Raw genomic sequence first — 13061 nt, forward strand, 5'->3', positions numbered from 1 at the left:
ATTGTAAATCAACAATATGAACGGGATTGATTTTGTTGGAAGCCTCTGCTCAGCGTAGTCTCTAAACCAATGTCATCAACTTAAGCTATACAGTTTGGTTTTAAGGCTGAAAGCCTGCTATATTATAACCCAACGCAACGCGTTGGGAAGGATGTAGAACGAGTCTCGTGCCCTGAAGGGGCTACATAGCAGATGTTAGGGTAGTTTTATACTGTCCTTTCAGGCCGCAAAGGAAGGGTGTCCTATTACCCAACACGTTGTGTTGGGCTGATATATACTCGGCTTTCAGCCGGAATTATTCGATGAATAGTAAGAGATTCAATCACATAGCCCGCTATGCTCATTCATGCGGATATACAACTAAACAAAAAATAAAACGAAATAAGCCACGAATAAAAATTAAAACAGGCTCTAAGACTAAAGTGGAGCAAGAAGTTTGAGTTGATGACATTGGTCTCTAAAATGCCAGTTTGCAGTATAGACGTATCACGATGGATGATTACCATAACAACCGGATATTTTACCTGATCCCAAAAAATGTGCAAATAAATAAGCTGAGAATAGAGCGGTTTTTTTGTGATAATATTATGGATAATTGAATATATACATTCAATTTGGACTGATTTATGAAATTATTGTCTGCTTTTTTGATATGTAAAATAATCTCTTTTATTGAACTTTGTTGAGTTTCATGTGTTTTATTAATGAACAAAATTAAAAGTTATGGGATTTATTTGGTTTATTCTAATTGGATGTGCGGCCGGTTACTTGGCTGGCAAAATCATGCGTGGCGGAGGTTTTGGCGTAATTGTTAATCTTCTGTTAGGTATTGTTGGTGGTGTTTTAGGCGGTTGGGTTTTTGGCTTGTTCGGCTTGTCAACAACCAGTATTATCGGTAGTTTGGTAACAGCTACGATAGGCGCTATACTACTTTTGTGGATTGCGTCATTATTCAAACGTAAATAATTATAATCGTAGAGATAGCAGATGACTTATCTCTACGATTGTTTTTTTAGTCAGCTTTATAGCTGTTGTAGGCAATCACACTATCTGAGTCCTTCCTCTTTTTTTTGCGTTTTGGTTGTGTGGAATAACCTATAATTATATCCAGAACTACTCTTTTACCTGATGGTATATTCAATAGATTCCGTATTTTATCTTCGTTGAACCATCCCAGAATACAGCTGCCTAACCCTTCGTCTTCAGCAGCTAAACAGATATGGGCTGAAGCAATGCCAATGTCGATCATTGAGAATGTTTTGTCTTTCACCCATCCTCCGAAGCCGGAAGAAAGGTTGACTTTTTCTTCTACAATCAGAATATGCACAGGGGCTTGTTTGGTGAAATGGTTAAGGCCTAATATACGGTTGGATGTAGCATCGGCCACTTTGTTCTTTAGTTCGGGATCGTCAACAACGATAAACTTCCAGGGTTGAGCATTGCAAGCAGACGGAGATTGTGTTGCCGCCTGTAAAATTCGTTCAATCTTTTCCCTCTCCACAGGGCGTTCCGGATCATACGATCTGTCGCTCTGTCTGGAAGATGCCAAAGTTAGGAAATCTTTCATCTATCTGTTCTTATTTAAAAGACATCATTTTGCTGATGTATTTACCTACGATATCAAATTCAAGATTGACGACTGTTCCTTTTTCAATCTGACCGAAATTGGTGAAATCATGTGTATAAGGAATAATAGCCACTTCAAAACTATTGTCTTTTGAATTGCAAACCGTAAGACTTACTCCGTTAACACAGACAGACCCTTTTTCTACCGTCATGTAGCCTTGTCTTGCCATTTCTTTATCAAATTCATATTCGAAAGTATAATACCAACTACCGTCTGCTTCGCGAACATCCTTGCAGATAGCGGTCTGGTCAACGTGTCCCTGAACGATATGTCCATCTAAACGACCATTCATGATCATGCTACGTTCTAAATTAACTTTGTCTCCTACCTTTAACAATCCTAAATTAGAGCGCTCAAGTGTTTCTTTAATTGCAGTCACCGTATAACTGTTAGCTGTTTTTTTTACTACAGTCAGGCACACTCCATTGTGAGCAATACTCTGATCAATTTTAAGCTCATTCACAAATGAACATTCCATAGTAATATGAATATTGCCTTTGTCGGATTCGACTGCAACTACTTTTGCTGCTTCTTCTACAATTCCTGAAAACATAGTCTTATCGTATTAATTTGTTGTTTTGATTTCGTAATCCAAAGATAAGCATAAAAAAAGAGCGCGTAAACCCATAGTAGGATAATTTAAATATTTGCTTATTTTTACCAGTCCTTATAAAAGAATAAATCAGATGGCAATAAAGCGGTTTGGTGTATCATTGGAAGATGATCTGTTAGAGGAACTGGATGCTTATGTAAATGAGAATGGTTTTGCAAATCGTTCGCAGGCAATTCGTTTTCTTATCGAAAAGAATGTGGCCGAGAAAAAATGGCAATGTAATCATATTGTCGCCGGTACAATCGTAATCATGTATGAAAATGAGAAAAAGGAGATTGCTGCGCGTATAACATCTATCGAGAAGATATACAAACAGGTTATCCTGTCTTCCACTATTCATTATATTGATGGTGATCATTGTTTGCATATTACTGCGGTTATGGGGGAAGCGCATGTGCTGACTGAATTGTCGGACAAGCTGACCACTATAAAAGGTATCCGTCACGGTAAACTTGTTATGGGACGTGCGGATTAGTTTTTTTTATTTATGTGGTAGCACGATTTAGATGAAAGGTGTTACGATTGTAATTGGGTAATAGATATAAAACTTGATATATGAGAAAGGCAATTGTTTTAGGATTAGGATTATTATTATCGGTTTCACTTTACGCCGAAGAAGGACAAAAGGTGGACAGCTTGGTGAATTTGAAAGGAGTAGTCGTTTCGGCAAATAAGATTGTTGTAAACAAAAACAGTGTTCCGCTGTCGATTAGTGTAGTAGGCCGGGATGAAATAGAGGCAAGTAGTGAGTCTGCCTTATTGCCTGTGCTTTCTCAACGTGTGCCAGGTCTGTTTGTAACTCAGAAAGGAATCACGGGATTTGGTGTTTCTACAGGAGCTGCGGGAACAGTTAATATACGTGGAGTAGGACAAGGAAATAAGGTGTTAATGCTTTTTGACGGACAACCACAATGGGCGGGTATTTTCGGTCATTCCTTGCCGGATACGTATGTGGCTTCGGATGTTGACCGGGTAGAAGTTATCCGTGGTCCGGGTTCTTTGCTTTACGGATCAAATGCCATGGGAGGAGTGATTAATATAATTACCCGCAAACACCACCAGGAAGGTCGTCGTACACAAGCGCGCGTGATGTATGGATCGTATAATACGCAAAAATATATGATCAATAATGGCTATAATGTAGGTAAATTCAGCAGTTTTATTTCCTTGAATCATGACCGTACGGATGGACATAGAGACAATTCCCAATTCTATATTACAAATGGTTTTGCTAAATTAGGATATGAACTGAACGATCATCTGCATGTTTCCGGAGATTTAAGTTTGGCCAAGTATAAAAATCATAATCCCGGAGCAGTAACATCACCGATGTTGGATAATATTATGGATATTCTTCGCGGAACGACTTCGTTTGCTCTTGAAAACAATTATGGAAAAACAAGCGGTGCCGTTCGGGCTTTTTATAATTGGGGCGATCATGAAATCAACGATGGATATGCTGTAGGAGCGACGCCCAAAAACTATTTATTCAACTCCAAGGATCATAACTACGGTGTGCTACTCTATCAATCTTTTCGTCTTCTTCCCGGCAATAGTTTCACGATAGGCGTAGATTACAAAAACTGGGGTGGTGAAGCCTGGAATGATAGTGTTAACGGTAAAAGAGAAGATATTATCAATAAAAAAATAGATGAGTTAGCCGGATATTTGATTATGCAACAGGATTTGTTCCGCATCTTTACGCTGAATGCGGGTATTCGTTATGAACATAACAGCGTTTTTGGCGGTGAATGGGTACCACAGGCAGGAATTGTAGCCCGTCCGTTTGAAGGTAACGCTATCCGCGCGTCTTTATCAAAAGGATTCCGCAGCCCCAATATTCGCGAAATGTACATGTACCCGATACAAAATGCTGATCTGAAACCGGAATCTATGCTAAATTATGAAGTGGCCGTTTCACAACATTTTTTAGATGGACGCTTGTTTGTCGAACTGACAGGCTTTTATATTGACGGAAAAGACATGATAGAAGTACGTCCGGTAAACGGCAAACCGTCAAATACGAATGTGGGTGATTTTACCAACAAAGGGATTGAGGCAGAATTGCGCTTTCGGCTATTAAACAACTTGAGTTTAGATGCAAATTATAGCTATTTAGATACCGATAAACCATTGCTTGCCGCTCCCGAGAATCAATTCTTTGCCGGTATAACCTATACTCCCGGAAAATTTAATTTTCATATTAATACACAATCTATATCCGGATTATATATTAATACGGGAGAGACAACCTCAGCCAAAAAGAGCTATACGCTGTTAAATGCAAGAGCAGCATATCGTTTCGGTGATATAAACAAAGGTGCAAATATATTTGTGAAAGGTGAAAACCTGACTGCTGCCCGTTATTCTATAAATGAAGGTTTTCCTATGCCTAAAGCTGTTTTTATGGGAGGAGTAGAGGTGACATTTTAACATAGAGTTTCCTGTAAAAAAAACCTCCTTTATCTTCTCTTTTGATAACTATTAAAAGAGAAGATAAAGGAGGAATTTCTTTAATCCTTACGGCTTTTATTTTATCAGCTTATATTATGTCTGATTTTTGTCAGATATTCTTTCATCGCAGCAGTGTCTTTATTCTTAATGATTTCCTGTAATGCGCTAAGCTCTTCCTGTATCCGGTCGATTTGCCGCGGAGTACGGGGATTAAACAGAATTTCAGTTAGCAGATAATCATCTTCCGATAATAAACCACGTGCTATTTTCATGTGCCTTTTGAACGTGGTACCCGGTGCATCCTGGTGTTTCATGATTGCGGCGAAAACCATAGTAGATGCAAATGGAATCCCTAAGGAGTATGCTACCACACGGTCATGTTCTTCAAAAGAATATTCGAAAATATTCAGTTTAAGTTTTGCATATAGATCCTTGAAGAATACTTTTCCTAAATGATCACTTTCCGAAATAATAATCGTGTTTTCTTTCTCTAAATTGCCCAGATTCGCGAAGGTGGGACCAAACATCGGGTGAGTGGAAACATACGGGAAACCGCATGTTTTGTAAAACTCTTTCAAATTAGTCTTTACCGAAGCAATATCCGAAATGATACAATAAGGCTGCAAATAAGGCAAGACGGTTTTGAACGCTTCTATCGTATAATTTAATGTTACACAATTGATCACTAATTCCGGAGCAAACTCTTTCACTTGTTCCGCTTTTTCAAGCCGCAGGGCATTGTAAATGAAGCGCATCCGTTTCGGATCGCTTTCTAAAACAGCCACTTCGTGATCAAAACTTAGCAAATCGGTGAAGAAAGATCCCATCTTTCCTGCACCCAATATTAATATTTTCATCCTTGCTGATTCATTATGATCATCTGTTGGCGAACAGACTCTTCGTGTATTTCTTTGAGTATCTCTTTTACAAATTCAGTGCTTAATTCCATGCTTTGTCCCATGCTGGAACGTTTTTCAAGGATTTCGCTGTAGCGAGGAGATTGAAGGATAGGCATGTTGTGTTCTTTTTTATAAATACCAATCTCGCGTGATACACGCATGCGTTTGGCTAATAATTCCAACAATTGTTCATCGATACTGTCAATTTGATTACGTAATTGTGAAAGGTTTTCAGTAGTCTGCGTTTCGTTGCGGATCACTAACAGATTTAATACATAATCAAGTACGTCCGGTGTGATTTGCTGCGAAGCATCACTTAAGGCGCAATCCGGATTACAGTGCGATTCAACAATCAGTCCGTCGAAACTTAGATCCATTGCCTGTTGACATAATGGAGCAATCAGTTCACGCTTACCACCGATATGACTTGGGTCGCAGAAAATAGGCAACTGAGGCATACGGCGACGCAGTTCAATAGGAATATGCCATAAAGGTAGATTACGATACATCTTTTTATCGTAAGAACTGAATCCACGATGAATCACGCCAATACGACGAATACCCGCTCCATAAATGCGTTCTATCGCACCGATCCATAGCTCAAGGTCAGGATTGACCGGATTTTTGATCAGTACCGGTATGTCTATTCCTTTAAGCGCATCAGCTATCTCCTGTACCGCAAAAGGGTTTACGGTAGTGCGAGCTCCGATCCAAAGTAAATCTATGCCCGCTTCCAATGCTGCTTCCACATGTGCCTTAGTGGCAACCTCCGTAGAGACATACATACCCGTTTCTTCTTTTACCTTTTTCAGCCATTGCAATCCCGGCAGTCCAACTCCTTCGAAACCTCCGGGTTTAGTGCGGGGTTTCCATATACCTGCACGGAATAATTTTACACCTTTTGCGGCTAACCCACGCGCTGTTTCAAGAACTTGTTCTTCGCTTTCTGCGCTGCATGGTCCGGCAATAACGATTGGACGTTTAGGGTCTATGCCCGGTAATAAGATTGATTCTAATTTGATTTCCATTTTATTGGTTGTTTATATTTTATTCTTAATTCTGTTTAATGCTTCTTGTAGTTGCTCTTCTTTAGCGCAAAGAGATATGCGTATATATCTGTCTCCGTTGCTGCCGAAGATAAATCCGGGTGTAACAAACACGTTTGCGTCATATAATACCCTGTCAGCAATAGCTTCGCTGCTTTTCTCTGAATCCGGGATGCGTCCCCAAAGAAATAGACCTGTTTGCTTTTCATCGTAAACACATCCGAGTGTATGCATAATCTGTCCGGCGAGATTTCTTCGGTTACGGTAAACCTTGTTCATCGTATCGTACCATGCTTTCGGAGCCTTCAATGCTTCTACTGCCGCAAATTGCATCGGTTTGAACTGTCCGGAATCTATATTACTTTTTACTTTCAATATCCATTGCACGAATTGCGCATTAGAGGCCAACATAGCCATACGCCATCCGGGCATATTATGCGCTTTACTCATTGAGTTCAGTTCGATACAGATATCTTTTGCACCTTCAATACTAAGTATGCTGAGAGGATTCTCATTCAGTATAAAGCTGTATGGATTATCATTACAGATCACAATGTTGTGACGACGACCGAAATCAACTAATTTCCTATACAGTTCGATACTTGCATTAGCGCCCGTCGGCATATTTGGATAGTTAGTCCACATCAGCTTAACATTAGAAAGATCCATTTGTTCAAGCGTTTCAAAATCAGGCTCCCAATTCAAGTTGTCTTTAAGATCGTAACTGATAATTTGAGCTTCAGCAAGTTTACTCACAGAACTATAAGTGGGATAGCCCGGATTAGGAACCAAGACTCCATCACCCGGATTCAGAAATGCTAACGAAATATGTAAAATGCCTTCTTTAGAGCCAATAAGCGGCTGTATTTCATTACGCGGGTCAAGCTCTACATGATACCATTCTTTATACCAATTCGCAAAACCCTCACGTAGTTCCGGTATGCCTACATACGGTTGGTAGCCGTGGGTATCTGTTTTGCGGGCGTGAAAACATAACGCTTCAATAGCCTCTTCAGACGGGGGCATATCGGGACTTCCCACACCCAGATTAATTACTTTTTTTCCGGCAGCATTCATTTCAGCCACCTCTTTCAGCTTTTTAGAAAAGTAGTATTCCTGAACGCTGTTGACACGCGATGCAGGGACTATCTCACACGCTTTGTTTTCCTTCTTCATATTCACCAAGAATTTTAAAGTCTTTAGTCAATGGTCTTATAGCATCTAACGCTTGTCTGTAGCGCGTATAGTCTGTAAATGTAAGGTCAATATAAAACAGATATTCCCATTCGCGCCCAATGATAGGCAGAGATTGTATTTTTGAAAGATTCATATCGTAAAAGGAGAGGACGGAGAGGACTTTGGAAAGGCTGCCGGAGGAGTGGGGGAGTGCGAATACGAGAGAAGATTTGTTTTTGTCGGTTTCTTGTTGTAACTCATCTGCCGTCCATCGGTCTGCAATAACAAGGAAGCGGGTGAAATTACGTTTGTTCGTTTCTATCCCTTCGGCCAATACCTCCATTCCGTATATCTCTGCAGCAAGTTTACTGCATATGGCTGCGTGTCCTTCCAGATTGTTTTTCGATATCCACTTGGCACTCATTGCCGTATCTTCCTTTTCAACGATTTTTATTTTGGGTAATGTGTCGAGGAAGTCTGAACATTGCATTAAGGCAATAGGGTGGGAATTTACTTCCGTAAGATCATGTATCGTTGATCCCGGTAATCCGACTAATGAGTGCGAGATGCGTAGTTTGTATTCACCAACAATGCAAAAACCGCTTTCTCTGATCAGTTCATGGTTTTGCAGAAGACTTCCGGCTATCGTGTTTTCAATTGCCATCATCCCTATAACCGACGGATCTTTCTTCATTGTACCGATTACCTCGCGGAAGGAATTACATCCGATAATCTCAACCTCATCACCTTCGTAATAATTTCGGGCTGCTATGTCGTGATACGATCCGGCAATACCCTGAATTGCGACTTTCCTTTTCATTTGTTTTTATTCTATTTGCGGACTATAGAAAAAAAAAGTCCCGCCGTTCAGGCAGGACTTTATATATTCTATTGACTCTTTATCTTATCAATTCTTTACATATAAATTCCTGCCCTCACTACTAAAGTAAAAGTAAAAATAAGAATATGTAAAGCTAAATCGAGTCATTCTTGTCTCTATGTTTTTTTTATTTATCTGGGACAAAAGTAATGCTTTTTTTTAATTACAAAACAAAAAGCGATATTTATTATGTTACAAATGTGATAAATATCATTTATATATGTCCTTTTTGTCCTTTTGTATTGCTTAAACAATGCGTTGGTTCGCTTTAAGGGTCAACATTTCTTTCGGTACCGACTTCTTAATAGATTCCGTTAATATGTTCCCGATGGTATGCCGTATAAAATCTTTACGTGTAATTAAAACTATTTCTCTGGTTGGCTTAGGAATAGCAAAAGGACGTACCAACTTTTTTTGTTCCTCACTTAATTGGAATACAGCTAATTCAGGTATAAACGTAATCCCATTACCACTCTCTACCATGCGCATAAATGTTTCCATACTTCCCAGTCGATAGGCTGCCTGATGAATCTTTACCTTATCCAACTGACAGAAACGCATCAACTGATCTCTGAAACAATGTCCTTCATCTAATAACCACAAACGTTCACCATTGATATCTGATGTACGGATCAGTTCATTCTTGAATATCGATTCATTAGGCGATACATAACCGAAAAATTCCTCATAATATAATGTCTCTCCCTGTAACTGTTGTTCTAAAGGGTGTGAGGCAATTAATGCCGCATCGATGTCTCCATTGATTAATGCCGTAATTGTGGGCAGCGTTTGCATTTCCTGTACACGAATGTCCAAGTCTGTATGTTCTTCCGCTAATTGTTGAAAGAAACGAGGCAACAGATACGGGGCAATCGTTGGAAGTACAGATAAGCGGAATGTTCCTTTTAGTGATTGCTCTTCTTCGTTTACGATATCCTTTATTAAGGCCGTTTGCTGAAGCACAACACGTGCCTGATCGATTACTTTCCTGCCCGAGGGGGTAGGTCGTACAGGTTGTGTGTTGCGATCAAACAGTTTTATACCCAACTCATCCTCTAATTTCTGGATCATCATACTCAATGTAGGTTGGGTTACCCGGCAATGCTCTGCTGCTTTCGCAAAGTGCCGGAATTGATCTACCGCCAGAATGTACTCTAATTGCTGAATATTCATGGTGTTCTATTTATATAATTATTTTAGTAGTAATCCGTTTATTATGCAATGCATACAAAGATATTAATAATGTGCATTTTTTCGTTTTATTATAGAAATGAAATATATTTCGTACTTTTGATTTAATATTGAAGTTACATCTATTATTTGAAGACATATGTCAGATAGCATTGTTATTATTCCTACATATAATGAGAAAGAAAATGTAGAGAATATCATTCGGACGGTATTCGGGCTTGAAAAGGAGTTTAACATCTTAATTGTAGATGATGGATCGCCTGATGGTACAGCTGATATTGTGAAAAACTTACAGAAAGAATTTCCTAACCGTCTGTTTATCATAGAAAGAGAAGGCAAATTAGGCTTGGGTACAGCTTATATTTGTGGATTTAAGTGGTCTCTGGAACAGGGATACGGCTATATCTTTGAAATGGATGCTGACTTTAGCCATAATCCGAATGATCTTCCTAAACTCTATGCTGCTTGTGCCGAACAAGGGGGTGACGTGGCTGTCGGCTCGCGTTATTGCAATGGTGTAAATGTGGTAAACTGGCCTTTAGGTAGAGTATTGATGTCTTATTTTGCTTCAACCTATGTCCGGTTTGTTACAGGAATGAATGTGCACGATACCACCGCCGGTTTTAAATGCTATCGTCGTGAAGTACTTGAAACAATAGATCTCGATCGTATTCATTTTAAAGGTTATGCTTTCCAGATCGAAATGAAATTCACCGCCTATAAATGTGGTTTTAAGATTAAAGAAGTACCGATTATCTTTATTAATCGTGTATTAGGAACTTCAAAGATGAACTCTTCTATTTTTGGAGAAGCTTTGTTTGGTGTACTTCAATTGAAATGGTCGAGTTTCTTCCGTAAATATCCGCAGAAAAAACAAAAAAGTCTCAACGCATGAGTAAATTACTTATAAAGAACGCGCGTATTATTAATGAAGGGCGATCTTTTGATGGTTACGTTCTAACGGACGATGCCTTTATTTTAACAGTTGGAGAATCAGGAGATAATTTAGTGTCAGCTCTGGAAAATGAAGCAGACCGGATTGTGGATGCCAAAGGAAAGTGGTTGCTGCCGGGAGCTATAGATGATCAGGTTCATTTTCGTGAACCCGGACTTACACATAAGGGCGATATAACCAGTGAAAGTCGGGCTGCAGTAGCAGGAGGGGTGACTACATTCATGGATATGCCCAATACGAAGCCGCAGACAACTACATTAGATGCTTTAGACTGGAAACTGCAACGTGCCTCAGAAACATCGGTAGCAAATTATTCTTTCTTCTTTGGAGGAACAAATGATAATACGGATGAGATTCGGAAATTAGACCGTAGTCGCATACCCGGATTAAAATTATTTCTCGGCTCTTCCACAGGAAATATGTTGGTTGACAATAAAGACACTCTTGAACGGATTTTCTCGGAAGCAGGAATGCTGATCGCTGTGCATGCCGAGAAAGAAGAAGTAATCCGTAAGAATATCGAATACTATACTTCCCGGTATGGTGAAAATCTGGATATATCTTTTCATAGCAAAATCAGAAATGAAGAAGCCTGTTATGCCTCTTCTTCGGAAGCGGTTGAATTAGCGACACGTTTAGGATCGCGTCTTCATATTCTGCACCTGTCCACCGCAAAGGAATTGGGCTTGCTGACCAACAAAATTCCCTTAGCGGAGAAGAAAATAACAGGTGAAGTCTGCGTACACCACCTATGGTTTCACGATGGCGATTACGCCCAATTCGGTAATCGTATAAAATGGAACCCCGCAGTTAAGACGATTCAAGATCGGGATGCCTTACGAAAAGCAGTAAACGATAATACAATAGATATAGTTGCGACAGATCATGCACCGCACTTATTGGCAGAGAAGGAGGGAGGTTGCCTGAAAGCAGCTTCCGGAGGTCCGTTGGTGCAACATTCACTTTTATCGATGCTTGATCTGGCGTCAGACGGCTATTTTACCTACGAAAAAGTAGTTGATAAGATGGCGCATATGCCGGCCGATTTATTTCATATCGACAGACGAGGCTATATTCGTCCCGGTTATTATGCAGATATGGTTTTAGTAGATCCGAATCAGAAAACTCTGGTAACCAAAGATTCATTATTCTATAAATGTGGCTGGTCTCCATTTGAAAATTACACGTTCAAACATTCAATTTCGAGCACCTATGTAAATGGCGTTCTCGTATATGACGGAAAAAATGTCGATGATTCTGTCAAAGGATTAGAGGTTAGATATGTTTAAAAAATGTCTTACCACTAAGCCGAAAGTGTTAAAAAAAAGAATAAGCTGCTAATAAATGCCGATATTTATAAAAATGTGTTGTAAAATATCTTTTTTTATTTGTGCGGTCTAATTTATTCAAGCATCTTTGTCAAAGATAACCTAAACAATCTTTTTGCCTTAAAGACTAATACCTATTAAGAACCTATAAAGAGAGCCTTTGAGAAAAGGCTCTCTTTATGACTTTAAGACATCTCTTCTGCTCCATACCCTCCAGAAGAATTAATACCAACTAACATCACGTTGTCTCCTCCTTTTTACGTCAAAAACAAGACTTAATTATCCCTCAAAAAAGGCCTTTTTAAAGACGTTGAAAATCAAATAAAAAATAAGCGTAAAAATATAAAGGATATTTTTGCAAAAATAACCTTTATATTTCCGAAAATAACCTTTATATTTTTTTTTGTGTTACTATCAGTTCAAAAATAGTAGCCGGAGATGTTTTTAGTTAGCCCAAAATGTAATCTCCCGATTCAAGTTTTTGAAATATTTCTGCTAAAAAATTTTGTCAATTGATTTAAATGCCTACCTTTGCACCGCAATAGCAAAGGAATTTGCAAAAACGGGGTGTAGCGCAGTCCGGTTAGCGCACCTGCTTTGGGAGCAGGGGGTCCCAGGTTCGAATCCTGGTACCCCGACAAAAAAGAAAAGCACTTACAGAAATGTAGGTGCTTTTTCTTTTTATAGGCGTGACGAATCGATCACCACCATATAAAGGATCAGCGGATTTATAAAGGATCAGCGGATTTTGGATCAGTGGATTTTCGGATCAGCGGATTTTCTCGGTGGATATCCTTCCTTTCATAGGTTAAGAATATAACATAACTTTGCGTGTACATAAAAAACTTAATATCTCCCACGCCTCTAAATTGTGATCTGAATGCCTTGATCT

Annotated in this window: 12 protein-coding genes and 1 tRNA gene; 6 read left to right on the forward strand and 7 right to left on the reverse strand. The window is 39.3% G+C overall.

Annotated features, from left to right (window positions below):
- The first annotated feature begins 723 nt into the window (after positions 1–723).
- Positions 724–966: a GlsB/YeaQ/YmgE family stress response membrane protein gene (locus tag PHT93_RS13845; protein ID WP_300244072.1), complete on the forward strand. Its 243-nt coding sequence runs from the start codon at positions 724–726 to the stop codon at positions 964–966.
- A 46-nt stretch (positions 967–1012) separates the two neighbouring features.
- Here PHT93_RS13845 and PHT93_RS13850 read toward each other — a convergent pair whose 3' ends face one another.
- Together PHT93_RS13850 and PHT93_RS13855 are read right to left on the reverse strand one after the other, a co-directional pair.
- Positions 1013–1567, reverse strand: a complete 555-nt coding sequence (locus tag PHT93_RS13850) for a nitroreductase family protein (RefSeq protein WP_300244074.1) — start codon at positions 1565–1567, stop codon at positions 1013–1015.
- Between the two features lie 10 nt (positions 1568–1577).
- Positions 1578–2180 (reverse strand): riboflavin synthase, encoded by a 603-nt coding sequence (locus PHT93_RS13855; protein ID WP_300244077.1) that lies wholly within the window; start codon positions 2178–2180, stop codon positions 1578–1580.
- Positions 2181–2313: 133 nt separating this feature from the next.
- On the opposite strand from PHT93_RS13855, the gene nikR reads away from it, so the two are divergent.
- Together nikR and PHT93_RS13865 are read left to right on the forward strand one after the other, a co-directional pair.
- Positions 2314–2715 carry a nickel-responsive transcriptional regulator NikR gene (gene nikR / locus PHT93_RS13860; protein WP_300244080.1) on the forward strand — a complete coding sequence of 134 codons (402 nt, stop codon included), beginning with the start codon at positions 2314–2316 and terminating at the stop codon, positions 2713–2715.
- Positions 2716–2795: 80 nt separating this feature from the next.
- Complete coding sequence (locus tag PHT93_RS13865) at positions 2796–4673, forward strand: TonB-dependent receptor (protein ID WP_300244083.1); 1878 nt, start codon at positions 2796–2798, stop codon at positions 4671–4673.
- 104 nt (positions 4674–4777) lie between these two features.
- Here PHT93_RS13865 and PHT93_RS13870 read toward each other — a convergent pair whose 3' ends face one another.
- From PHT93_RS13870 to PHT93_RS13890, 5 genes are all read right to left on the reverse strand, one after another.
- Entirely contained in the window at positions 4778–5551 is a 774-nt protein-coding gene (locus tag PHT93_RS13870; protein WP_300244085.1) for a prephenate dehydrogenase/arogenate dehydrogenase family protein, read from the reverse strand.
- Complete coding sequence (locus tag PHT93_RS13875) at positions 5548–6615, reverse strand: bifunctional 3-deoxy-7-phosphoheptulonate synthase/chorismate mutase type II (protein WP_300244099.1); 1068 nt, start codon at positions 6613–6615, stop codon at positions 5548–5550. The genes PHT93_RS13870 and PHT93_RS13875 overlap by 4 nt, the downstream gene beginning before the upstream one ends.
- An 18-nt stretch (positions 6616–6633) precedes the next feature.
- Positions 6634–7815 (reverse strand): aminotransferase class I/II-fold pyridoxal phosphate-dependent enzyme, encoded by a 1182-nt coding sequence (locus PHT93_RS13880; protein WP_300244087.1) that lies wholly within the window; start codon positions 7813–7815, stop codon positions 6634–6636.
- Positions 7790–8635 carry a prephenate dehydratase gene (locus PHT93_RS13885; protein WP_300244090.1) on the reverse strand — a complete coding sequence of 282 codons (846 nt, stop codon included), beginning with the start codon at positions 8633–8635 and terminating at the stop codon, positions 7790–7792. The genes PHT93_RS13880 and PHT93_RS13885 overlap by 26 nt, the downstream gene beginning before the upstream one ends.
- A 306-nt stretch (positions 8636–8941) precedes the next feature.
- On the reverse strand, positions 8942–9868 hold the full coding sequence (locus PHT93_RS13890) for a hydrogen peroxide-inducible genes activator (protein ID WP_300244092.1): 927 nt from the start codon (positions 9866–9868) through the stop codon (positions 8942–8944).
- Between the two features lie 157 nt (positions 9869–10025).
- On the opposite strand from PHT93_RS13890, the gene PHT93_RS13895 reads away from it, so the two are divergent.
- The 3 genes from PHT93_RS13895 (at position 10026) to PHT93_RS13905 (ending at position 12807) form a co-directional block, all read left to right on the forward strand.
- Entirely contained in the window at positions 10026–10781 is a 756-nt protein-coding gene (locus tag PHT93_RS13895) for a polyprenol monophosphomannose synthase (protein ID WP_300244095.1), read from the forward strand.
- A complete protein-coding gene (locus PHT93_RS13900) occupies positions 10778–12130 on the forward strand; it encodes a dihydroorotase (protein WP_300244097.1) in 1353 nt (450 codons plus the stop codon). The genes PHT93_RS13895 and PHT93_RS13900 overlap by 4 nt, the downstream gene beginning before the upstream one ends.
- A gap of 602 nt (positions 12131–12732) precedes the next feature.
- Positions 12733–12807 (forward strand) — tRNA-Pro (locus PHT93_RS13905).
- The last annotated feature ends 254 nt before the right edge of the window (positions 12808–13061 follow it).

It is taken from the genome of Massilibacteroides sp., from assembly GCF_028705895.1.
GTDB lineage: Bacteria > Bacteroidota > Bacteroidia > Bacteroidales > Tannerellaceae > Massilibacteroides.